Origin of the sequence: Acinetobacter oleivorans DR1 (genome assembly GCF_000196795.1) — a bacterium.
GTDB classification, from domain to species: Bacteria; Pseudomonadota; Gammaproteobacteria; order Pseudomonadales; family Moraxellaceae; genus Acinetobacter; species Acinetobacter oleivorans.
The window spans coordinates 2,431,415-2,456,370 of record NC_014259.1; the positions used below are offsets into that span (position 1 = coordinate 2,431,415).

Genomic DNA, 24,956 nt, shown 5'->3' on the forward strand with positions numbered 1-24,956 from the left:
ATTGAGTTTTATATTTACGCCATTCCTCACAAAAACACTAGTCTCTGAACGTAAAATTTGTTGGAATTTAATCACCTAAGCAATGGAAAGCAAAAAGTAGGCAAAAATCAAAATTATAAGTAAGCAAATTTATGTTTTATTTTCTTCCAAGGAAGCAAAGATGGTGCTATTCTTGTTCGGCACGGTTGTATAGGACAAAACATGTCTCAGAAAAAAAGTGTGCTTTTCCAGCAACTATTACCAGTTATCAAACAGTATCAGCAATCGGGCTTTACCCATGAAAAAATTGTTGAATTACTAAAAGATCAACACGATCTGAATTTGGTAACAGTTAAAACATTTAAAAGTTATTTATACCGATATGCAAAAGTGAATCCAGCTATGTCTAAAAATACTGCTATCCTCCAATCCATGCCAACTTCTCGAGAAATAAAGAAATCATCGAAGCTTGAGCATGTTTGTTATGACATTCGCGGACCAGTATTACGAGCCGCCAATGAAATGGAAGAGCAAGGACATAAAATCATCAAGCTCAATATCGGCAACCCTGCTCCATTTGGTTTTGAAGCCCCACAAGAAATTATTAATGACGTTGCTTTAAACCTGCCAAATGCGATTGGTTATGTTGACTCAAAAGGTATCTTTCCAGCACGTAAAGCTATCTGCCAATATTACCAACAAAAAGGCATCCTAAATATGCACGTGAATGACGTGTATATCGGTAATGGCGTGTCTGAACTTATTGTTATGGCGATGCAAGGCTTGCTTGATGATGGCGACGAAATGTTGATTCCAATGCCGGATTACCCACTTTGGACAGCAGCTGTTAATCTTTCGGGTGGTACAGCAATTCACTATAAATGTGATGAAGAAAATAGCTGGTATCCAGATATTGCTGACATTGAAAGCAAGATTACATCGAATACTCGCGGTATTGTCATCATTAACCCAAACAACCCTACTGGTTCAGTCTATCCACGTCATATTCTTGAACAGATTGTAGTGCTTGCAAAAAAATATGATCTAATTTTATTTGCTGATGAAATTTACGACAAAATTATTTATGACGGTATTGAACATGTTTCAGTAGCTTCATTAGCTGGCGACCAGCTTTGCGTATCTTTTAATGGTTTATCAAAAGCTTATCGTATCGCAGGTTTCCGTTCAGGCTGGATGGCAATTACCGGAGATAAAAGCCGCGCTGCTGACTATATCGAAGGTTTAGATATGTTGGCATCAATGCGTCTATGTGCAAACGTTCAGGCTCAATATGCGATTCAAACTGCTTTAGGCGGTTATCAATCAATTAATGACCTGATTCGTCCGGGTGGCCGTTTGTACGAACAGCGTAATATCGCTTGGGAAATGCTAAATGAAATTCCTGGCGTAAGCTGCGTAAAACCAGATGGGGCAATGTACTGTTTCCCTCGCCTCGATCCAAACATCTATCCAATTGAAGATGACGAAAAGTTAATGCTTGATTTGTTACGTGCAGAAAAAGTGTTATTGGTCCAAGGTACGGGCTTTAATTGGCCAACTCCAGATCATTTCCGTGTGGTTTTCTTACCAGCTGAAAATGAATTACGAGAAGCAATCACTCGTTTAGGTCGTTTCTTAGCCAATCGTCGTTAAAAAAATGCATATCAAAAAAGGCATCTTAAATTAGATGCCTTTTTTGATAATTTTATTTAACTAATTTAAAAAAAGAATAATTACAAACTCTTCCGCGCTTTTATTTTCACTAAAATAACTATTTGAATTTAAATACTTTTCATTAAAATTTTAATTTATTTAATCTTTAAATTCTGTTTAATCATTCATTTCTATATTTTTTACCATACGTTTAAATTTGTGCGTAATTTCACATTTACTGCAATCTTCATTATGCAAAAAATGCATGGATCAATATTTTTTTGCATTTCACACTGCTTCAAAATCGAGCAACAATCCCTTCCCATAACAACATCACCATATTCGATTCGGTTAAAACAGATTCAGATATCTAGGAAGATAAAATCGGTAGAACGACCGGACTGAACTAACAAGGAAAGCTTTCAATCATTCAAATCCCATCAAAGAATGATTGAATCAAATGGATAGAGGTTCATATGAAGCAAAAGAAATTGCTCAAGTATATTGTTATTGCTATTTTACTTGGCGTATTGACAGGCTGGATTTGTCACCACTTTTTTAATGAAGGTGACCAACTCAAACAAATCGCTTCTTATTTTAGCATCGGCACAGACATCTTTTTACGCCTCATCAAAATGATTATTGCTCCATTGGTATTTGCCACAATTGTTTCAGGCATTGTATCAATGGGGAAATCTACATCGATTGGTAGTATCACACTCAAGTCAATGACTTGGTTTATTACTGCTTCGTTTGTATCACTTGCGATCGGCATGGGTTTAGCAAACTTTTTCCAACCCGGCGCAGCTCTAGATTTAGCACTACCAACAGCTCAACAACTTAGTGGCGCTTCTCTCCCAGAGACTACTGGCTTTACACTGCAATCATTCTTAAGCCATGTGTTCCCACGCAGCATTGCAGAAGCAATGGCAAATAACGATATTTTACAAGTGCTTGTTTTCGCTATTTTCTTTGGTTCAGCACTCGCTTTTGTAAATCAAGGCAACGAAAAAGATTCAGTTATTGTTCGTTTGACTGAAGAACTTAGCAAGATCATGTTCCGAATCACCGATTACGTCATGATGTTTGCACCTTTTGCAGTATTTGCTGCAATTGCTTCAGCAATTACAGTACAAGGTTTAGGCTTAATTGTTGACTACGGTATTTTAATCGCTGAGTTCTATTTCGGTCTTCTGTTACTTTGGATCATTTTGTTCTCTGTTGGTGCAATCGTACTTAAAAAAGATATTTTCCGCTTAGGTAAATTAATTCGTGAACCTGTAACTCTTGCTTTCGCTACAGCTTCAAGTGAGTCTGCCTACCCTAAAGTAATGGATGCACTCAATAAATTTGGTGTGCCTAAAAAAGTGACTAGCTTTGTATTACCGTTGGGTTATTCATTTAACCTAGATGGTTCAATGATGTACACCACGTTTGCAGTACTGTTTATTGCTCAAGCTTACAACATCGATCTTAGCTTCACTCAACAAATCTTAATTCTGTTAACTCTGATGGTGACAAGTAAAGGTATTGCAGGTGTATCACGAGCTTCAATTGTGGTTATTTCAGCAACACTCACCATGTTCCATTTACCTGAAGCTGGCATTCTCTTATTGCTTGGTATTGATCAGTTCCTTGATATGGGTCGTACTGCAACAAACGTAGTAGGTAACAGTATTGCTACCGCAGTTGTTGCTAAGCTTGAAGGCGAAAAAGTAGCAGATACTGAAGAGCTACCAGAGCCAGTATTAATTAAATCAACTCAAGAACAAACGCCCGCTTAAGTTTCTCTTTTCTCCCACTCTCCCAACTTAAGAGCAATTTTATATGACCTTATAAAATTGCTCTTCTTTTTATTCTAAAATTAAACAATAAAAATTTATGTGTATTTCCATATTAAATAATGAACCCAATAATGTATTTTTACTGCTATTAAATTTTCTTAAAACAAACCTTAAAAAGAGAATAAAATTCACCCAAACAGAATTTATATCCTTAAAAATAAACATCAATTGATTAATTTTTAATTCATTTCATTAACACTTAATTATATTAAACTATTGAAATTATTATTTAGTTTATCTATCAAAAAATTTATATAATTTTATTTACAAACAATATGATATACAATCAATGATATATAAATATCAAATGGTAAAGAAAAAGCATATCACTCCCATTATTTTTAAATTTTATAATAATGAGAAAATCATTTGTATCATTTATATTAAAAACAAAAAAATTGAGATAAATTAGAAAAACTTAATAGATTTTTTATTTTATTCATGATATTTATTAACGCTAAATAAAGGCAATGACTAAGCAATTGTTGATGAAACAAAATGCTATTCAGGGATGCTTCTTATTCAAACAAGTTACGAATATGTTTTACATGGTATGTATTTTGCTTAGGAAAAGCAGGCGTATTCGGCAAACTTCTACTTCGTCACTTCATAAGGATATTTTCGATGTTGACTAAAACTGTTAAATCTTTAGGTTTAGCGATGGGCTTATTGGCCTGCTCTCTCCCACTTTACGCAAAAAATAATGTAGTTGTTGTAGCCACTGGCGGTACTATCGCGGGTGCTGGCGCAAGCTCAGCAAACAGTGCAACCTACACTGCTGCAAAAGTTCCAGTTGATGCCTTAATTAATGCTGTTCCACAAATCAAAGATTTGGCGAATGTCACTGGTATTCAAGCATTACAGGTCGCTTCTGAAAGTATTACTGACAAGGAATTATTACAAATTGCTCGTCAAGTAAATGAGCTGGTAAAAAAACCATCTGTTAATGGTGTCGTGATTACTCACGGTACAGACACTTTAGAAGAAACAGCATTTTTCTTAAATCTTGTTGTTCACACTGATAAACCGATTGTTATTGTTGGTTCAATGCGTCCTTCAACTGCTCTTTCAGCAGATGGACCACTTAACCTTTATAGCGCAGTTGCTTTAGCAGCTTCTGATGATGCAAAAAATAAAGGCGTTATGGTTCTGATGAACGACTCTATTTTTGCAGCGCGTGATGTCACTAAAGGCATTAACATTCATACAAATGCTTTTGTTAGCCAATGGGGCGCTTTAGGTACATTAGTTGAAGGCAAGCCATACTGGTTCAGACAGTCTGTAAAACGTTTTACAAATGCTTCAGAATTTAATATCGAAAATATTAAAGGTGATGCACTTCCACTGGTACAAATCGTTTACGGTTCAGACTCTATGCTTCCTGATGCTTATGAAGCATATGCAAAAGCTGGTGCTAAAGCGATTATCCATGCAGGTACTGGTAACGGTTCTGTTGCGAACTATATCGTTCCAACTTTACAAAAACTTCATGATAAAGACGGTATTCAAATTATCCGTTCATCACGTGTACCACAAGGTTTCGTATTACGTAATGCTGAACAACCTGATGATAAATATGGTTGGGTAGCTGCTCATGACTTAAACCCACAAAAAGCACGTCTTCTTGCTGCATTAGCTCTTACTAAGACTAATGACGCTAAAGAAATTCAACGTATGTTCTGGCAGTACTAAGTTTTCAACCAGCTCAAACTTTGGTGTTTGAGCTGGTCATATTTTATAAAAATAATGTCTTTTATATTAAAACTGTACAATAGATGTTCAACTCATTCTTCTTAAATAATAAAATCCTTAACAGTTTGCCAAAATATTAACCATTTCCTTTTAACTTTGCGTGTTAAACTATGCTTCGGTCGCATTAAGGATTGGTTTATGCAGTTTGTTCATCTAGGTATTTATACAGAATTTTCGATTACAGAGTCGATAGTTCGCATACCTGACTTGGTCAATGCTGCGGTTAAAGACCAAATGCCTGCGTTGGCATTAACTGACCTCTCTAACCTCCATGCGGCGGTAAAATTTTATAATGCTTGTTTAAAAAAAGGCATTAAGCCTCTTTTAGGTAGTACGATTCGCCTTGATGATGCTCAACACCGTGCAACATTACTTGCAATGAGTGATGTTGGATGGAAAAGTCTCACCGAAATCGTTTCACGCGGTTTTATTGAAGGACAACAGCTCAGTATTCCATGTGTAAAAAAAGAATGGGTACTTGAACAGCATCAAGATATTATCGTTTTACTTGGCCAGCATAGTGATGTTGGTCAGATGCTTTGTTCATCTAACCCACAAAAAGCAGCTCCCCTTTTAGAAGCATGGCTCGAAAAGTTTGGTAACCGTGTTTATCTTGCTTTAACACGTACCGACCGTCCTGGTGAAGAAGACTTTATTCAAGAAGCAGCTAAACTTGCTGCACAATATAATGTTGGTGTAGTTGCACATAATGATGTGCACTTTGTAGAAAAAGAAGATTTCGAAGCACACGAAGCACGTGTTTGTATCGCTGATGGTTATGTACTCGCAGATAATCGTCGTCCACGCATATATAGTCCTGAGCAGCACTTTAAAACCTCAGATGAAATGATCGAATTGTTTTCCGATATTCCTAGCGCTATCGAGAACACCTATCATATTGCTAAACGCTGTAACGTTAAACTGCAACTCGGAACTTACTTTTTACCTGACTATCCAATTCCAGATGGTTTTACCATCGATACTTATTTTGAACATTTATCTAAAGTAGGCTTGGAAGAGCGCTTAAATTATCTTTACCCTGTTGAAAAACGTGGTGAAGATTGGCCAGAGATTCGTAAGCCTTACGATGAACGAATTGATTATGAAGTCGGTATTATCCTGAAGATGGGTTTCCCCGGCTACTTCCTCATCGTCATGGACTTCATTCAATGGGCAAAAAATAATGGTGTGCCAGTTGGGCCGGGTCGTGGTTCAGGTGCAGGTTCATTAGTCGCATACAGCTTAAAAATTACAGACCTTGACCCACTTCGTTACGATCTGCTCTTCGAACGTTTCTTGAACCCAGAACGTGTATCGATGCCTGACTTTGACGTCGATTTCTGTATTGCTGGACGTGACCGCGTTATTGATTACGTATCGCGTACTTATGGTCGTGAAGCCGTTTCACAAATTGCAACTTTCGGAACCATGGCAGCAAAAGGTGCAATCCGTGACGTTGCGCGTGTATTGGGTAAATCTTACGGTTTAGCTGACCGTATTTCAAAAATGGTGCCTACCAAACCACTCGGTGTGGATTTAGCTACCGCTATTGATATGGAACCACAGCTTAAAGATATTGTGACCAACCCCTCTAACCCAGATAACGACGATGCAAGTGAAATCTGGGAAATGGCATTAAAATTAGAAGGTGTAACCCGAAATACGGGTAAACATGCCGGAGGTGTAGTTATTGCACCAGGTAAAATTACCGATTTCTCGGCTGTACTTTGTGATGCAGACGGAACAAACCGCGTTGCTCAATATGATAAAGACGATGTAGAAGCAGCAGGTCTGGTCAAGTTCGACTTCTTGGGTTTACGTAACTTAACCGTTATTGAAGACGCGATTCAAAATATTAATAAAAACCGCGACAGTAATGATCAACTCAATATCCTGCATGTTCCTCTAGACGACGCTAAAGCTTATTCTGTCTTTGCCGATGCAAATACAACAGCGGTATTCCAGTTTGAATCCGTCGGCATGAAACGGATGCTTAAAGAAGCACGTCCAAGCAAATTTGAAGAAATTATTGCATTCGTATCCTTGTATCGTCCGGGTCCAATGGACCTGATTCCTGACTTTATTCACCGTATGCATGGTGGAGATTTTGAATATCTCCATCCTCTTTTAGAAGGTGTATTAGAACCAACTTACGGAATTATGGTTTATCAGGAACAGGTAATGCAGACTGCACAGATTTGTGCAGGTTATACCTTAGGTGGCGCAGACTTACTACGCCGTGCAATGGGTAAAAAGAAACCTGAGGAAATGGTCAAACAGCGCCAAATCTTCTTAGAAGGTGCTGCTGAAAAAGGGATTGACGAAAGCACAGCAAACCATATCTTTGACTATATGGAAAAGTTTGCAGGCTATGGTTTTAACAAATCTCACGCGGCTGCTTATGCCCTAGTTGCCTACCATACTGCATGGTTAAAAGCTCATTACCCTGCTGAGTTTATGGCAGCGGTAATGACATCCGAAATGCAAAACACGGACAGTGTTGTATTTTTGATTGATGACTGTCGAAACAATAATCTTGAAGTCTTACCACCATCAGTCAACATGTCGACTTATCACTTCCATGCAAGTAACGATAAAACGATTGTTTATGGTTTAGGTGCAATTAAGGGCGTCGGCGAACAAGCAATGCAGTCAGTTATTGACTCTCGTCGACAATTTGGTCCTTATACAGATCTATTCGATTTTTGCCATCGTATTGATTTGAAGAAAATCAATAAGCGTACTCTTGAAGCTTTAATTCGCGCGGGTGCACTCGATTGCTTAGGAATTGAACGTGCAAGCTTAATGGCTCAATTGCCTGAAGCTGTTCAAGCCGCTGAACAAGCTCGAAGTAACCGTGAAAGCGGAATTATGGATTTATTTGGTGAGGTTGAAGAAGTTCAGCGTAAGCCAGCTAAACCAGTAAAACCATGGAGTGACGAAGTTCGTCTCAAAGGCGAAAAAGATACGCTTGGTTTATATTTAACCGGTCATCCAATTGATGTTTACCGACAAGAACTCAAAGCTTTTATTCCTGTAAAACTAAACGAAATTACTGCGACGCGTCGTGGTGTTACAACGGTTTATGCAGGTTTGGTCATTGATGTCGCAAACTTCCCGAACCGTGTGGTTATTGTACTAGATGATGGTACGGCACGTATTGAAGTCAGCTGTAACCATGAGCGTTTCCAACGTTTTAAAGATATTGTGCAAGTTGAACGTGTTGTCGTTTTCGAAGGCGAAATCTATGAGCGAGAAGGCTTTGATCGTCCAATGGGACGTTTAACCAAGGCTTTCACGTTAAATGAAATAAGACAAAAACGTGCTAACAGTATTCAAATCAAATTGACAGAAGAGTTCATGCAGCCAACACTGGCAAAAGATCTGCAAAACATGATCTTGCCATTTTGCAATGTAGATATGCATCAACATATCTCTCTACAGTTACAGATTGATCAATCCTATGCTCAAGCCGAACTTCAGTTTGGTCCGCAATGGAAAGTCGCTCCTCTAGATGAATTACTTGCTAAACTCAGAGATTATTTTGGTAAAGATAATATTTATATTGAATATCAAGTAAAGTCGAAAGCAGCTAAAGCAGCAGACCCTGTTCGTCCACATGCTGTTGCCCCTCCTCCTGCGGGTATGTCTATGGACGATGCATTGGATTTATACCAAAGCGAAGTTTCTCAATATTCGTAATTTCTGGAAATCTTATGAGTTCGTTTGACCACACCACCGTGTCAAAGCAATTAGCACAAGTGCGTATTGTCATGGTAAATACAACTTTGCCTGCCAATATTGGTAGTGCTTTACGTGCCATGAAAACAATGGGACTAATTAAATTAGTTCTCGTAGCACCAAAAACATACCCTCATCCAGATATACAAGCACTTGCCGCAGGTGCCCAAGATTTATTTGAACATCTTGAGATTGTAGATACCTTAGAAGATGCGATTAAAGACTGTCATTTAGTATTTGGAACAAGTGCACGTAGCCGCACCATTCCTTGGCCTTTACTTGATGTGAGACCTGCGGCTAAAGAAGCTATTAAGGCCACCACTCAAGGACAACAAATTGCTATTGTTTTTGGCCGTGAAGACCGTGGCTTAACAAATGAAGAATTAGCACTGGCAAATTATCATTTAACTATTCCTGTCAATCCGGACTATGGCGTGTTGAATGTTGCACAAGCGATTCAAGTTGTATGTTACGAACTTCGCATGTCTGCTCTTGAGCAAGAGCAAGTCGATCAGAATGTAGATGAAATGCCATTAGTTCAAGGCCAAAGCATGCAATGGGATGAACCTTTGGTGACTCAGCAACAAATGGAAGAGTTTTATCCTCATCTAGAAAAAATGCTGACCGAAATCGAATTTTTAGATCCAGAAAATCCACGCTTATTACCTTTACGCTTGCGTCGTTTATTTGGTCGTATACAATTAGATCGTATGGAATATCATTTACTTCGCGGTATTTTTAGTCGCGTACAAGCTTTAACAAGTGGTAAATGGAAAAAAGCATTATCTGACAAGGAGGATCAACCCAATGCTTAAGCAGCTTAAAGAAGATATAAAAGCTGTATTTGCGCGAGATCCTGCTGCCCGCAATACACTAGAAGTTCTTACGACTTACCCAGGTATTCATGCAATTATGATGCATCGTGTTGCGCATGAATTATGGCAAAAAGATTGTAAAGGTGCAGCTCGCCTACTTTCTTCATTTAGCCGTTTTGCAACTGGAATTGAAATTCATCCTGGCGCTAAAATCGGTAAGCGTTTTTTTATTGATCATGGCATGGGTGTTGTGATTGGTGAAACTGCTGAAATTGGTGATGATGTTACGCTTTATCATGGGGTTACCTTAGGTGGTACCACATGGAAAACTGGTAAACGCCATCCAACTTTAGAAGACGGTGTTGTTGTTGGTGCCGGTGCGAAAATTTTGGGTCCATTTACTGTAGGTAAAGGTGCCAAAGTCGGTTCAAATGCTGTAGTGACTAAAGCTGTTCCTGCCGGAGTAACTGCTGTAGGAAACCCTGCACGATATATCTATAAAGATACCGACAAAACTAAAGATAAAGATGAAGAGCGTCGCCGCGATTATGCGCAAAGTATTGGTTTTGCCCCATATGCGACAACTGCTGATCAGTCAGACCCTATTTTAGAAGGCATGCGTGTTTTACTAGATCGTATTCAGCACAATGAAACGCGTATGAATAATTTATGTCAGCGTTTATCAGAGCTAGATCCTAGCTTCGAAAAAGAAAGTCAAGATGAACAACCTTTTAGTGATGAAGAGCTAAAAATTCTTGAAGAAGTGCGTCGTGAATGTGGTGCACAAAACAAGATATCAAAAACGTAATATTCTTGATTCATAATGTAACACGCTTACCCTTGCATGTCGGTTTAGCTTTTTCTAGACTTGTCACTACCAAATCTGACTTTACTAAAATGAACGGAAGATCCTATGAATTTTAAGCCTTTGGCATATATCATCCTTGCGACTTCAAGTTTAACAGCTTGTACAATGGCACCTGTAAAACAACAAAAAATTGAGCCTTTTGTTTTCAAGGAACCAGAGCTTACTCCTCCTTTTTATGCGTTAAATCCTTTTAACTACGATCAACCGCCAGCATTTGAAGTTGCCTTAAAAGACGCTGCTGCACAGCCAGTAACCAAAATGGTCGTTAATCGTCAAGATGACCCGACTAAACAGCTTACTCTCGACGTCAATAAACTGATTGTTCCGACTGTAAATAATTCACAGCGTTCAATGAAATACGCAGTTTTAGCTGGTGAAAATGAAATTGATGTTACAAGTATTGATGACTTTTTACAGTTAGTAGAAGGCAAAGCTCGTCACTACCCACCTCGTTTTACTGATCGTCAAGAGCGTAAAGGCTTCGAAAGTAAACTTAAAGAAGTAACACAACAACTTGATACACTTGCTGCAAACCCAAATGCATCATTTGATATTTTGCTTCGCGCTTTCAAAGCAAGCGTTCTTGCACGTAACCTTGATTTAGGTACTGTTCATACCACTCGATCTTTAGAATATGCTCAACGACTTTTAAAAATTAGCCCAGATGATGCAGAAACAAACTTCTGGTTTGGTTTCGGTTTATCTGAAGGTGGTGGTCAACGTGAAGCTATTCCTTACTTAGATAAAGCCATTAAAGGTAATGTTCAAGAAGCATATCTAGCTGCTGCAAACAACTATATTGCAATGGAGCAAAAGAAAAACGCGATTCAGACACTTAAAAATTATAAAGTGAAATATCCAGATGAATCGGAAATTGCTGATCGTTTAATTCAGGAAATTGAAAAACAAGGTCGTTGGAATGTATGGCAAGTTTTGACTAACCCAGCAATGTCTGCAACTACAACACCAAGTGCAACACCTAAAAAATAAGCTTAAATAGATAAAAAAGGGCTGTTTTGACAGCCCTTTTTTTATTTGATCATTTGAAAAATATTTTAAAATTTGTATGATCTACCTACCATTGAGCCACTAAATTTTGACCATAATGTTTTCAATAAAAAGAAGCAAAACAGTATTGACGGTCATGCTACTCGGTTCAATTCTGAGTGGTTGTCAGGTCGTTAATGTTAAACAGCAAGCTTTGAATGTGACTATTGCAAATGAACGTAATAGTATTCTTACGCAAGATAAACTCAGCGAAGCAAGTCTGAATGTTTTATCAATGTCTGGTCAGGAAGCTAAAGTCTGCACTGAAACCCCTGATAACTGTGTAAATCAACTCAAAAAACTTCCTCAAATTTTAGATGAACAGTTTTTATCAGCTGCAAGTGAAATGTATCTGGCAAAAGCAATGGCTTTGTCAGATTCCTCGGATTGTAAAATTAGTAGGTTTACTAAACACAAGTCCGAAGAAGAACAAACCAATATTCAGAATAAATATGATGATTGCTTAGACCAACAATTAAATTTACTCGATAAAAGTATTCGTTATAGCTACGCCTATCTATTTTCAACAAAACGTAAGCCTACCGACCGTATTTTTGATAATAGACAAGTTCAGATTCGGGACTTTTACAATCAGGCTATAGCAAAAATGGTGAGCGTTTATGATTTACGCTATCCAAAAAAAGATGTCGTAGAACCTCAAATACATATTGGTAAAAGTGTCTATTCGATTGATTTTGAATTTCACCAACAACTTGCTGGACAAAAATTAGAAAAGTTAATTTCTAGTTATAATTTAAATTTTTCAGGATTAAGAACCATTAACCGCCGCGATGGTTTTGGCTCTGAATTTGTAGCAGTTTTTCCTAGCTCAGGAAAAGAAGATATTAATGAATATATTTTAGACCCGCTTAAATACAATTATAAAAATGGCGTTAACCCCAATATTCATCATGCACGTTATTTGGCTGCAACTATTGTCGCTGAACCAAAACATGCGACCACTGTTGAAGAAATTATTAATAATTCTGAATTCGTGATTCGCGTTTACGACCCTTATCGCACCGATAATATTAATGTCGCTGGTAAGCAATATCCTCTAGCAGCCAACTTCTCTGCACCTTATGGTCTATGGCTGGCAGAAAATAACTTAGGAGTGGCAGCTTATTTAAGCCTAATTGATCGTGATCAGCACTTGACCATGCCACATCTCTACATGCTTGAGCCATACAACCCCAATAAGAAGATTATTGTGTTGATTCATGGTCTAGCAAGTAGTCCTGAGGCGTGGATTGCTTTGACCAATGATGTTATGGGTGACACGGTTTTAAGAGATAACTATCAAGTTTGGCAAGTTTTTTATTCAACCAATATGCCGATTTTGGAAAGCCGTTTCCAAACTTATGCCCTTCTTAAGCAAGCTTTTGGTTCGTTGAACCCTAGTGACCCTGCTGCACATGATGCTGTTCTTGTCGGCCATAGTATGGGAGGTATTATTAGCCGGTTACTGGTCAGTGATGGGGATATTACCAAGCCCGCTTTAGATTTGATGACCATTCGTCAGCAAAACCGTTTTAAGAAACATCCAATGGTTACTGAGCGATTGCAAATGCATTCAATCAATAATTTTGATCGTGCAATTTTCTTAGCTTCTCCTCATCGAGGTACAGATTATGCAGATCGTTGGTTTACGTTAGCTGCACGTAAAATTATTCGTTTACCGGGTGCATTTTTGTCGGCTGTAGCCACTTCACTCACCACTGAAAATTTAGATGTTAAAGATTTCTTGAGTAATATTGATAATGGTTTGATTCAAAATGGTCCAAGTGACTTGAGTCATCAATCTAAATTTATGGAACTTACAGAAAATATTAATCCGCACCAAGGGTTAGTCTTCCACTCTATTATGGGTAACATTACCAAGAGTGATGACCCAAATGTGATTACCGATGGTATCGTTCCCTATAAGAGCGCCCACTTAGAAGGTGCAAAATCTGAGAAAGTTCTTCCAGGTGGACACTCTATTCAGTTAACACCTCAAGCGGTACTAGAGCTACGTCGTATTTTACGAGAGCATTTAGTTGAACACGGTTTATATAAACCATAAAAATAAAAAAGAGCCAAAGGTTATCCTTTGGCTCTTTTGTTTTGAAATTAAGTTTTATTGCCCAGAACGGATGATGTAATCAAACGCAGAGAGTGATGCTTTGGCGCCTTCACCTGTGGCAATAATGATTTGCTTGTAAGGCACAGTCGTACAGTCACCCGCAGCAAATACACCTTTGACATTGGTTTCATTGCGGTCATTCACAATGATCTCACCACGGTTGGTTAACTCAACTTCACTGTCTTTTAAGAAGTCAGTATTTGGCAGTAAACCAATCTGTACAAAGATCCCTGCAAGCTCTACCACATGCTCTTCATCAGTGGCACGGTCTTTATATTTAAGACCAGTCACTTGTGAACCGTCGCCTAACACTTCTGTGCTTAACGCATTCATAATCACAGTTGTGTTTGGCAAGCTATGTAGTTTGTTTTGCAACACTTGGTCAGCACGAAGTTTTGTATCGAACTCAACCAAAGTCACATGCTCAACAATCCCTGCAAGGTCAATTGCAGCTTCAACACCTGAGTTACCACCACCAATCACCGCAACACGTTTGCCTTTGAACAATGGACCATCACAGTGCGGGCAGTACGCGACACCACGGGTACGGTATTCTTGCTCACCCGGTACATTCATTTCTCTCCAACGTGCACCTGTTGAAAGGATCACAGTTTTCGATTCAAGTTTCGCACCGTTTTCAAGTTCAACTTCAACCAGACCATTGATCGTTTGGTTTGCACCTGTGATTTTGCTGACACGTTGCAGGTTCATGATATCAACATCGTATTCACGAACATGTGCTTCCATTTCGGCAGCAAACTTAGGACCTTGAGTCTTTTGCACAGAGGTGAAGTTTTCAATGTCCATGGTATCCATCACCTGACCACCGAAGCGTTCAGCCACGATACCGGTGTTAATACCTTTACGTGCCGCATAGATGGCTGCTGTTGCGCCCGCAGGTCCACCACCAATTACCAATACATCAAACGCATCTTTGGCATTGAGTGCTGCTGCATCTTTTTCAGCTGAGTTGGTATCAAGTTTTGCCACAATCTCTTCAAGGGTCATACGACCTTGACCAATGTGCTCATTATCTTGGAACACCATCGGTACAGCCATGATTTTGCGTTCTTCCACTTCGTCTTGGAAGAATGAACCATCAATCATGGTTGCTGTGGTGTTCGGGTTATAAATGGCAATCAGGTTCAGCGCCTGTACCACATCCGGACAGTTATGACAGCTTAACGATACAAACACATCAAAGTTAGCTTGGAGGTTTAAACCTTTAATCTGGTTCAGCACTTCATCAGAAACCTTCGGTGCATAACCAGACACCTGTAACAGTGCCAAGATCAAAGACGTAAACTCATGGCCCATCGGTAAGCCAGCAAAGAACACACGAGGTTGTTCACCTGCTTTAGCGACACCAAAGCTTGGACGACGTGTATTGTTACCATCAAAACGGGCAGTCACTTTGTCAGAAAGCTCAGCGATTTCTGTCACTAGTTCTTTAATTTGAGCTGCTTTATCTGATTCATCTAAAGCAGCAACTAATTCGATTGGACTTTCTAAACGTTCTAAATAAGCTTTTAATTGAGTTTTAATGTTTTGATCTAACATCTGTTTTTTACTCCAATGCATCCAAATTCTTTCAATAGATGCATAGTACGTTAAAACACAAAATAGGTGAAACAGTATGTTTTTATAGATTTAATCGGTTTTTTAGATTTAATTGTTATTTACTTCATCAAAAAAAGCCAACCTGAACTCATCCAGCGCAGGTCGGCAAACTGGTTAAACTAGAGTAAGACCACGCCAAATACCGCTCCAGCAATTAAGACATGCAAGGGATGAACCTTTTTAATTAAAGACAATAAAGTTGCAATGACTACCATAATGACAAGTAAAGTATTTATTGCCGCTGCCTCAGAAATAATCCATGCACTGGCAAGCACAGTTCCCACAGTGACAGGTTGTAAAGCAAGCTGTAAAACACGGCGCCATTTCTTATCTTTAAATTTTGACCAACCTCTCATTACAAACACAGTAATAATTGATGAAGGTAAAAATTTAGCAGTAGACGTTACCAGTAGACCTGACAACCCTGCTACATGCCATCCTACCAACGGTACAATCATCATATTTGGACCGGGAGCTGCTTGAGCCATGGCAAATAATGCACTAAATTCTTGTGCCGTCATCCAATGATGAATATCAACGACTTGGCGTTGCATTTCAGGCAAAATTGTATTGCCGCCACCAAATGCAATAAGAGACAATTGAGTAAAAATGATGGCTAAAGTAAGTAGAACTGCACCCATTACACACGTCTCCAAATAATAGTTGAATAAAGTGCCAACAAAATCAGCATGGTCAAAAGCAAGGAGATTTTTAGAAAAGCAATGCTAACAATTGCTGCCACAACAACACACATCGCTATTGGGTTACGTAACAATGGTTTCAACATTTTCAAACCAGTTGCAACCAGAAGCCCAGCTGCTGCTGCTCCTAACCCTTCAAAAAGATGCTTAACCATAAGGTTGTCTTGGAACTGCTCATAGACATAATGTAAAAGTACAACAATTATCGTAGGCGCAAGGATCAACCCAATCAGTGAACTCACCGCGCCACGGACACCGCGAAACTCCATGCCAATCGCAACAGATAAATTAATGATATTGCCGCCCGGTAAAAATTGACACAGACCCAGTAACTCAGTGAATTTTTCAGGACTTAGCCACTGCCTCTGCTCTACAACGACTTTACGAGCTAAAGGCAATACGCCACCAAATCCGATTAAACCTAATGTTAAAAAACCTAAAAACAGTTCTGTGCAAGTCGGTACGGTCTCCTTTTGCACAGCAATCTCAACATGGTTCATTTTCGTTACTTTTCACTTTATCTGACCAAGATAGAATGCTACTTTTATGATATATCTACAAATGCTTTTATTTTCACTAACCATACCCTAAAGGTATTCCTATGCTAGATTTACATAAGCTTCATGCCTTTGTGGTGGTGGTAGAAGAAAAAAATATCACGCATGCAGCAAACCGATTATTTATTCAACAGCCGCCTTTGACGCGTTTACTCAAAAAGCTTGAAGAAGAACTCGGTACACAGTTACTTATTCGCCAGCCTCGTGGCATTGAACCGACTGAAGCGGGTTTAGCCTTATTTAAAGAAGCACAACTTTTATTAGAACATGCCAAACATATTCCAAAATTAGTCCAAGATGTTAGCCAAGGTAAAACTGGACAACTCAATATTGGTTTTACAAGTTCCGCAGGTTTGCATCCGCTCATTTCACTCGTATTGCGGTCATATCGAGAAATATATCCAAAGGTACTAACCAAACTTGAAGAAGCAGGCAGCCAAAAACAATTAGATCGATTAATCTCAGAGAAACTTGATATCGCTTTTTTAAGAGCACCCATCAGCCGTGATATTGGGCTAAAGCATCTTCATATATTAGATGAGCCAATGGTAGTGGCATTACCTATGGGCCACCCACTTACACAAAAAGAAAAAATTAGCTCAAATGACTTATCAGATGAAAATTTTGTTTTATACCGTCGTTCTTCAGGACAAGGCTTATATGACAATATTTTATATAGCTGCTATCAAGCAGGCTTTAGTCCACGCATTATTCAGGAAGCACCTCGTCCAACCGCAACATTAAATTTAGTGGCGGCTGGAATTGGTATAACGATTGTGCCAGCCTCAATGCATAACTTTTGGGAACATGAAATTGTATATCGCGAGTTTGATGACTCTATAAAAATGAATGCGCCTATTTACTTGATTACACGAGAAAATGAGAATTCAGCGAAAGTTTCAAACTTCATTGAACTACTGCAAAAACTATTACCAACGATGACTTGAATGTGAATAACGAGACAATAAAAAAGTGCCTGTCTAAAGGCACTTTAATAAAACTTTGATCAAATAAATTTTGTTATATCTCTTAAGCGTAATACTTTTTCTTTAACCAAAGCGAAACTGAAACCAATGAAATCAGCACAGGTACTTCAACCAATGGTCCTATTACTGTAGTAAATGCTACAGGTGATGCCAAACCAAAAGTTGCAATCGCAACAGCTAAAGCCAACTCAAAGTTATTACCTGCCGCGGTAAATGAAATTGCCGCTGTACGCGGGTAATTATTCCCCATACGTTTACTCATAAAGAAGCTAATAAAGAACATCACCACAAAGTAAATCGTGAGTGGAATCGCAATACGTAATACATCTAAAGGTAAGCTCACCACATCACCACCTTTTAGACTAAACATCGCCACAATGGTAAAAAGTAAAGCAATTAAACTAATCGGGCTGATTTTTGGTAAAAATTTAGTTTGATACCAATCTAACCCTTTTGATTTAACTAAAACCAAACGCGTCAAGAACCCCATTAAGAATGGAATACCTAAGTACACCAAAACCGCATGTGTGATGGTCCAAAAATTCACATCAATGACTTGCCCTGCCACACCAAAATAAGGCGGTAAGAAAGTTAAGAAAAGCCATGCATAAGTACTAAAGAACAAAATTTGGAAAATACTGTTAAAAGCAACCAACGCTGCAACATATTGGTTATCGCCACAAGCCAAACCATTCCAGACCAATACCATTGCAATACAACGTGCCAAGCCAATTAAAATGAGGCCAGTCATATACTCTGGATAGCTATGTAAGAAAATAATCGCAAGGATAAACATTAATACTGGAGCAATAATCCAGTTCTGTACCAACGATAAAGTTAAGGTTTTCTTATCTTTAAATACTTCTGGTAACGCAGCGTAATCAACCTTTGCTAAAGGTGGATACATCATCAAAATTAAACCAATCGCAATTGGAATATTAACGTTATCTACACTTAATTCATTTAAAGACACAGATGCTTGAGGAAAGAAAACTCCAATCGCTAAGCCTAAAGCCATCGCAATAAAAATCCACAGCGTCAGGTTTCGATCTAAAAAGGAAAGCCCTTGTTTGGTCATGCTCTACTCGATGAAAGAATTGATTAATGTTGTTCAATGCATACAACTGACTAAGTACTGATACTAAAAAAACAAATTTTTAAGACAAAAAACTAGGAAGATTAATCACAGCACGTTGTAGTAGCGAAAGGTTGATCTTGTTGTTTTATTCTTGTCTTACTCTCTTCATTTTCTATCACCTTTAAAATATCTAAAGCCCAGACAGGTAAATCAGGATTTAAGCTGTAATAGACCCACTGTCCTTTTCTTTCATCCAACAATACGCCATGAGCTCTTAATAAGGCTAAGTGCCTAGAGATTTTCGGCTGGCTCAACTCAAGCTGTTCGGTTAGCTCACAAACACAAATATTTTGTTTGTTTAGAACTAATTTAAGAATATTTAACCGAGTTTGGTCAGATAGACATTTAAAGAAATCGACTTGGCTGATCATATCTTCAACAGAATATATTCGTTATTGCAAATATACGGATATCCATATATAAATGCAATATCTTAATTTGACAATAAATTTACCATGACTGAATTAGTGAAGATCTACCATAACCCGGCATGTGGCACGTCACGCAATACTTTGGCACTCATTCGTCATGCCGGGCTTGAACCTATTGTTATTGAATATTTAAAAACACCACCAAGTAAAGATGAGCTAATAGAACTCATTAAGGATTCAAACTTAACTGTACGAGAAGCCATTCGTAAAAATGTTGATCCATATAAAGATTTAGAGTTGGAACAAGCCGATTGGACCGATGAGCAGTTAATTGATTTTATGGTTCAGTACCCAATTTTAATTAATCGCCCATTTGTGGTTACACCAAAAGGCACACGACTTTGCCGCCCTTCTGAAGTGGTGCTCGACATTTTAGATTCAAAAAACTTAGGCTATTTTGCAAAAGAAGATGGTGAAGTGATTATTGATGAACAAGGCAGTCGTATAAAGTAATTGAAGATACTTATTAGTATAAAAAGCTAAATGGCATGGAACCATTTAGCTTTTTTTGAATGAAACGGATTAAAAATAGGATTTGATAAAAGGAAGGAGTTGCTCTCCTATTACCATGCCTAATAAACCGACTAATGCAACAAGAGGTGGAGCTGGTGACTTAACATTTAAAACGTAATATAAGACACCAACGAGCAACCCTACAGCCAAAGATAACAAGTACATTTTCATCGTACATACCTTAAGGAAGCAAGCCATTTAACGAAGCAGGTTCCCAAACTGTTTTATTTAAAATGCAAAACAAGAACACCCGAGTGCACCCCAGAAAGATTTTTTATCTTTATCATTTACAGGAACATCAAGCATCCACGAGTGGCTATGCCCATGCATGCCACAACTGCTAGCACATTCACACAATGCACTTTGTGACTGTAATGATTGATTCGAAGGTGCATTACGATTTTCGGATAAACGCCACTGACCACCAAAGCGTTTTACTGGCGACCATGTTGGAGATGCTGGCGGTAACGGTGGATCGTCTTGCTTAAACTCTGCACCTGCATATACCACTTTTCCGCCTAAAACAGTGAGTACAGACTCAATCCACTGGATATCTTCTGCTTCCACTTTGAAGTAGTCATCGGACAATACGACCAAGTCAGCAAGTTCCCCTGCTGTGAGTGAACCTTTGACATCTTTTTCACCTGAGAACCAAGCCGAACCTTTAGTCCAGAGTTTAAGTGCTGTCTGACGGTCTAACAGATTTTTTTCATCATAGAGTGGTAAACCACCGACTGTTTTACCAGTACTTAGCCAATACAAACACACCCAAGGGTTATAAGAGGCAACACGAGTCGCATCTGTCCCAGCCCCCACAGGAACACCAAGTTCTAACATTTTCTTAACTGGTGGCGTTGCCTGAGCAGCTTCGGCACCATAGCGTTTTACGAAAATCTCACCTTGATATGCCATACGGTGTTGAATGGCAATACCACCACCCAACGCACCAATACGTTCGATATTACGCTCAGATACAGTTTCGGCATGGTCAATAATAAATCGAGTTGCAAACGGCTGTTTTGAATTTACTTTCTCAAAGACATTGAGCAAACGATTAATACTTTCATCATAGGTTGCATGAATACGGAATGGCCATTTCTTTTCAGCCAAGTGTTCTACAATGGCTTCGAGTTCGCCTTCCATTTTTTCTGGTAAATCCGGACGTGGCTCATAGAAATCTTCGAAGTCACCCGCTGACCAAGTCAGGTTCTCACCTGCTCCATTCATTCTAAATAACTCATCACCATCACCCGGAAATGTCATTTCTGTCCAACGGCGATAATCATCAAGCTCTTGGCCTGCCTTCTGAGCAAATAAGTTGTAAGCAATTCGCACTGTCATCTGATTTTGATCATGCAATTGCTTAATGACATCATAATCTTCAGGGTAGTTTTGACCACCGCCACCTGCATCAATTGCTGAAGTAATACCTAATCGGTTCAACTCACGCATGAAATGACGAGTTGAATTGACTTGGTCTTCAACTGGCAATTTCGGTGCTTTACCTAAGGTCGAATACAAAATCATAGCGGATGGAGTTGCCAGCAATAAACCTGTTGGCTCACCCTTTTCATCTCGTACGATCTTGCCACCCGGTGGGTCTGGCGTGTCTTTGTTAAAGCCTAATACCTCAAGCGCAGCTCGATTCAACAAAGCACTGGCATATAAATGTAAAACGAATACAGGAGTATCTGGCGCAGCTTTATTAATTTCTTCTAAAGTCGGTAAACGCTTTTCGGCAAACTGGAACTCAGTCCATCCGCCTACGACACGAACCCATTGTGGAGCTGGCGTATTGTCTGCTTGCTCCTTAAGTAAGCGTAATGCATCAGCAACGGATGGCACACCTTCCCAGCGCAGTTCCATATTGTAATTTAAGCCACCACGAATAATATGCAGATGACTGTCATTTAGACCTGGTATAACGCGACGACCATTTAAGTCTACGACTTTGCTTATAGATGTTGCGAGCTTCATAACCTCATCATTTGTGCCTGTGCGTACGACTTTACCGTCTGCAATCGCAATTGCTTGTACTTCGGGGTTCTGAGGATCTAGTGTTGTGATTTTACCGTTTATGAGTATGAGGTTTATTTCGGTCATTCTGAACTCCATTCTTGTGAATTATCGTTCTAAAAAATAAAGGTATAGCAACATATATATTTCATTATTCTTTTTGATTTTACACGACGGAGTCTGACCGTTTTACATCCAATAAGAGGAGTTAATTCTGTTACTTTTCTTTCGGGAAAAGTAACCAAAACCATTGCCATCTGCAAAACTCGTTCAATTACAATCTTTTCAGATTTTGTCCTGCCTCGAACAGTTGCAGATGGCTTTTCCACTTATCAAATATAGTCAAAAATCGAATAAATCAACTTAAATATCGAAATACCCTTAACTCAACTATTTCTTATTTTGCAGGAACTGGTGCAAGTACTTCGTGTTTTGATGTTGTACGTTCAGGCGCCTTATGTACCATCGTATAGGCATAGTCCACACCCATACCATAAGCACCAGAATGCTCGCGTACAATTGCCATAACTGCATCATACGTATCACGATGTGCCCAATCACGTTGCCATTCGAGTAAGACTTGTTGCCAAGTTACTGGAACAACACCTGCTTGAATCATACGTTGCATGGCATAGTCATGTGCTTCTTTTGATGTACCACCAGAAGCATCGGCAACCATATAAATTTCATAATCGCCTTCAAGCATGGCACCAAAAGCAAAGGTGTTATTACACACTTCAGTCCACAAACCTGAAACGATTACTTTTTTACGATTATTTTTTGCAAGCGAATCACGTACTTTTTGGTCATCCCATGAATTCATTGAAGTACGTTCTAGTAATGGAGCATCTGGAAATACATCTAAAAGTTCTGGATAGGTATGACCAGAGAAGCTTTCAGTTTCAACTGTGGTAATGGTGACAGGAATATTGAATGTTTTAGCTGCTTTTGCTAAGCCTACAGTATTATTCTTTAATACTTGGCGGTCTATTGATTGTACCCCAAAAGCCATTTGTGGCTGATGATCAATAAAAATAACCTGACAATTTGTTGGTGAAAGTTGTTCTAAAAGTGACTTATTCATGGGTAAACTCCATTATTCCTTATGAGTAATGCATTAAAATTGCTTACTGCTCATTATCAAAACAGATAAAAATGTAAAAGCATAGACAGCAAATCAACACGAATCTGTATGCTGTACGAATACAATAAAATCAATGATTGCTTTTTAATTTTTATAGTTTAATCATTGATATATATTTTTTTAACTTTTGCTTATCCATGGATCGATTAGACTGTATTTCCACTTTTGTAAGTGTCGTAGAACATGGGAATTTTAGTAGCGCAGCCAGAGCACTCGACATCTCTCGTGACTTAGTGGCCAAACGTGTTTGCTACCTCGAAAATGACCTGAAAACCACACTGTTAACCCGAACCACAAGACAGATGAACCTCACCTCTTGTGGAGAAAAGTTTTATCAGCATAGTAAAGTCATTTTAAGTGAGTTTGAATGGGCTGCCTACGAAATTAGCTACAACCAGCAGTACCCAGAAGGTGAACTCAAGCTCAATACGCCAATGTCTTTTAGCAATATTTTTCTTCAAAATATCATTTCAGACTTTATTGAGAAATATCCCAGCATTAAAATTGATCTATTCATGACTGATCAACTACTAGACATGAATAATAATAAATTTGATTTAACCATTCGTGTAGATGGCTCTCCTCCAAATTTGGCAAATAGTAAAATATTAAATACCTACCAACGATATTTATACGCAACACCTGAGTATTTCAATCAGCATGGATTACCAGCCTCTTTAGAAGAACTTAAAGATCATAAATTTTTAATTTATTATCAAGATAGCCGACATAAAAAACTGATTTTCCAAAAAGATCAAAAAGAAGTGTCCTTTAATTGCTTCCCAGTCATGACCTGTAATAATGGTGAATTATTATTAGATATGTGTTTAAAAGATCACGGTATTGTTTTTCTTCCAGAATTTATTGCAGAGCCTTACTACAAAGAGGGTAAATTACAAAAGTGTTTGGAGGACTACACCAGTCAGCCACTTCACTTATATGTAACATGGCCAAACCGTAAAATTTTGTCGAAGAAGGTAAAACTATTTATTGATTTTTTAACGCATCAAATCATTCCTATAAAATAACAAATCTGGGCCTTTTCCATAGGAAATGGCCCATTATTTTTAGTTAGTTTAAATGGTTTCAATTTTCTTATTTTTAAATAAATTTAATAAATTCTGATCTGCTGTTGCTGTGCTGTCTTCTTCAACAAATGTCGTCGCGTAGTGTTCTAAATGCTCTTCCATCAATTGAGTGGCTCGTTTTTCATCGCCTTGTTCAATGGCATTTAAAATTGCACGATGTTCATCTGCCGAACAATTATTATGTTTGGGAATTTCATATAACCCAATTAATAACGAAGTCCTTGCAATAAGCGTCTGTAAATAACTGGTCATAATTGTATTTTGATTTGCTTCAATCAGCTTTAAATGAAATTGCCCTGATAGCTTAATCCACTCGGCCCAATTGCCAGCTAAACGCTCATGAGACTCTTGATCTACTAAACCTCGAAGCTCACTAAAATCTAGGCTATGTGACTTCTGAGCTAGCTTTTTTACAGTAGCGATTTCAAGCATGCTCCGTGCTTCAAAGACCTCTTTTGTTTCATGAGCACTATGTTTTGCGATGAGTGCTCCACGATTGGGCTGAATTTCGATGACCTTATCATGTGCAAGTTTGACGAAAACACGTCTTAACACTCCTCGCGTTACACCGAATGCTTCACACAAAGGTGCTTCAATTAAACGTGCGCCAGGGGCAAGTTGTCGATTTAAAATAGCATCTACAATAGCGTTATATATATGGTCATCAATTTCATCATTGCTCATTTCTACGGCTTTTTTTGGTGCATTCAATGGCATTGATTTTTCCATTTTTATTAACGCCCCCTCTTTTTAAAACTTTAGCTAATGACAATAGTGTAATTTTAACTTAAACGTTTTGGAATATTGCTCTTATTTTCACAACAAATATACTGAACCAAATAATTCAAAATTAAATCTCTAAAGATCCACTTATACACCTAAATTTACTTACTTTTTATAAAAAAATTAAGCACTTCTCATTTTATAAATCTGTCTCT

Annotated in this window: 20 protein-coding genes; 11 read left to right on the forward strand and 9 right to left on the reverse strand. The window is 38.4% G+C overall.

The features are described from left to right. Positions 1 to 201 precede the first annotated feature (201 nt). From AOLE_RS11390 to AOLE_RS11425, 8 genes are all read left to right on the forward strand, one after another. Complete coding sequence (locus AOLE_RS11390; RefSeq protein ID WP_004792890.1) at positions 202 to 1,632, forward strand: pyridoxal phosphate-dependent aminotransferase; 1,431 nt, start codon at positions 202 to 204, stop codon at positions 1,630 to 1,632. Between the two features lie 476 nt (positions 1,633 to 2,108). Next, positions 2,109 to 3,416 (forward strand): dicarboxylate/amino acid:cation symporter, encoded by a 1,308-nt coding sequence (locus AOLE_RS11395; protein ID WP_013198151.1) that lies wholly within the window; start codon positions 2,109 to 2,111, stop codon positions 3,414 to 3,416. Between the two features lie 684 nt (positions 3,417 to 4,100). Continuing rightward, entirely contained in the window at positions 4,101 to 5,168 is a 1,068-nt protein-coding gene (locus tag AOLE_RS11400) for a type II asparaginase (RefSeq protein WP_013198152.1), read from the forward strand. 198 nt (positions 5,169 to 5,366) lie between these two features. Next, a complete protein-coding gene (gene dnaE, locus AOLE_RS11405) occupies positions 5,367 to 8,930 on the forward strand; it encodes a DNA polymerase III subunit alpha (protein WP_013198153.1) in 3,564 nt (1,187 codons plus the stop codon). 14 nt (positions 8,931 to 8,944) lie between these two features. Further along, a complete protein-coding gene (locus AOLE_RS11410; RefSeq protein ID WP_013198154.1) occupies positions 8,945 to 9,784 on the forward strand; it encodes an RNA methyltransferase in 840 nt (279 codons plus the stop codon). Continuing rightward, positions 9,777 to 10,592, forward strand: a complete 816-nt coding sequence (gene cysE / locus AOLE_RS11415; RefSeq protein ID WP_013198155.1) for a serine O-acetyltransferase — start codon at positions 9,777 to 9,779, stop codon at positions 10,590 to 10,592. The genes AOLE_RS11410 and cysE overlap by 8 nt, the downstream gene beginning before the upstream one ends. 105 nt (positions 10,593 to 10,697) lie before the next feature. After that, the gene (locus AOLE_RS11420; protein ID WP_005304468.1) at positions 10,698 to 11,642 is read left to right on the forward strand and encodes an ABUW_2363 family tetratricopeptide repeat lipoprotein; all 945 of its coding nucleotides are present in this window, start codon (positions 10,698 to 10,700) and stop codon (positions 11,640 to 11,642) included. Between the two features lie 115 nt (positions 11,643 to 11,757). Next, positions 11,758 to 13,764 (forward strand): esterase/lipase family protein, encoded by a 2,007-nt coding sequence (locus AOLE_RS11425; protein ID WP_035331446.1) that lies wholly within the window; start codon positions 11,758 to 11,760, stop codon positions 13,762 to 13,764. Positions 13,765 to 13,818: 54 nt separating this feature from the next. Here the strand turns inward: AOLE_RS11425 and ahpF are convergent, their stop codons facing one another. The 3 genes from ahpF to AOLE_RS11440 all read right to left on the reverse strand — a co-directional run bounded on the left by ahpF (position 13,819) and on the right by AOLE_RS11440 (position 16,645). Beyond that, a complete protein-coding gene (gene ahpF, locus AOLE_RS11430; RefSeq protein ID WP_013198157.1) occupies positions 13,819 to 15,384 on the reverse strand; it encodes an alkyl hydroperoxide reductase subunit F in 1,566 nt (521 codons plus the stop codon). Positions 15,385 to 15,563: 179 nt separating this feature from the next. Then, complete coding sequence (locus AOLE_RS11435) at positions 15,564 to 16,085, reverse strand: chromate transporter (RefSeq protein WP_009388239.1); 522 nt, start codon at positions 16,083 to 16,085, stop codon at positions 15,564 to 15,566. Further along, a complete protein-coding gene (locus AOLE_RS11440) occupies positions 16,085 to 16,645 on the reverse strand; it encodes a chromate transporter (protein ID WP_013198158.1) in 561 nt (186 codons plus the stop codon). The genes AOLE_RS11435 and AOLE_RS11440 overlap by 1 nt, the downstream gene beginning before the upstream one ends. A 101-nt stretch (positions 16,646 to 16,746) precedes the next feature. On the opposite strand from AOLE_RS11440, the gene AOLE_RS11445 reads away from it, so the two are divergent. Further along, positions 16,747 to 17,649 carry a LysR family transcriptional regulator gene (locus AOLE_RS11445; protein WP_013198159.1) on the forward strand — a complete coding sequence of 301 codons (903 nt, stop codon included), beginning with the start codon at positions 16,747 to 16,749 and terminating at the stop codon, positions 17,647 to 17,649. A gap of 82 nt (positions 17,650 to 17,731) precedes the next feature. On the opposite strand, the gene arsB is transcribed toward AOLE_RS11445, so the two are convergent. After that, positions 17,732 to 18,766 (reverse strand): ACR3 family arsenite efflux transporter, encoded by a 1,035-nt coding sequence (gene arsB, locus AOLE_RS11450; RefSeq protein ID WP_013198160.1) that lies wholly within the window; start codon positions 18,764 to 18,766, stop codon positions 17,732 to 17,734. Positions 18,767 to 18,867: 101 nt separating this feature from the next. Next, complete coding sequence (locus AOLE_RS11455) at positions 18,868 to 19,197, reverse strand: ArsR/SmtB family transcription factor (RefSeq protein WP_013198161.1); 330 nt, start codon at positions 19,195 to 19,197, stop codon at positions 18,868 to 18,870. Positions 19,198 to 19,281: 84 nt separating this feature from the next. On the opposite strand from AOLE_RS11455, the gene arsC reads away from it, so the two are divergent. Next, positions 19,282 to 19,710 (forward strand): arsenate reductase (glutaredoxin), encoded by a 429-nt coding sequence (gene arsC / locus AOLE_RS11460; RefSeq protein ID WP_013198162.1) that lies wholly within the window; start codon positions 19,282 to 19,284, stop codon positions 19,708 to 19,710. A 69-nt stretch (positions 19,711 to 19,779) separates the two neighbouring features. Here arsC and AOLE_RS19895 read toward each other — a convergent pair whose 3' ends face one another. From AOLE_RS19895 to AOLE_RS11470, 3 genes are all read right to left on the reverse strand, one after another. After that, positions 19,780 to 19,941 carry a DUF1427 family protein gene (locus tag AOLE_RS19895; protein ID WP_000784879.1) on the reverse strand — a complete coding sequence of 54 codons (162 nt, stop codon included), beginning with the start codon at positions 19,939 to 19,941 and terminating at the stop codon, positions 19,780 to 19,782. 57 nt (positions 19,942 to 19,998) lie between these two features. Beyond that, complete coding sequence (locus tag AOLE_RS11465; RefSeq protein WP_013198163.1) at positions 19,999 to 21,873, reverse strand: amidohydrolase; 1,875 nt, start codon at positions 21,871 to 21,873, stop codon at positions 19,999 to 20,001. 310 nt (positions 21,874 to 22,183) lie between these two features. Next, positions 22,184 to 22,870, reverse strand: a complete 687-nt coding sequence (locus tag AOLE_RS11470) for a hydrolase (RefSeq protein ID WP_001043290.1) — start codon at positions 22,868 to 22,870, stop codon at positions 22,184 to 22,186. A gap of 197 nt (positions 22,871 to 23,067) precedes the next feature. On the opposite strand from AOLE_RS11470, the gene AOLE_RS11475 reads away from it, so the two are divergent. Then, the gene (locus AOLE_RS11475) at positions 23,068 to 23,958 is read left to right on the forward strand and encodes a LysR family transcriptional regulator (protein WP_013198164.1); all 891 of its coding nucleotides are present in this window, start codon (positions 23,068 to 23,070) and stop codon (positions 23,956 to 23,958) included. 48 nt (positions 23,959 to 24,006) lie between these two features. Here the strand turns inward: AOLE_RS11475 and AOLE_RS11480 are convergent, their stop codons facing one another. Next, positions 24,007 to 24,747, reverse strand: coding sequence for a GntR family transcriptional regulator (locus tag AOLE_RS11480; RefSeq protein ID WP_013198165.1), 741 nt, complete (start codon positions 24,745 to 24,747; stop codon positions 24,007 to 24,009). Positions 24,748 to 24,956: the final 209 nt, after the last annotated feature.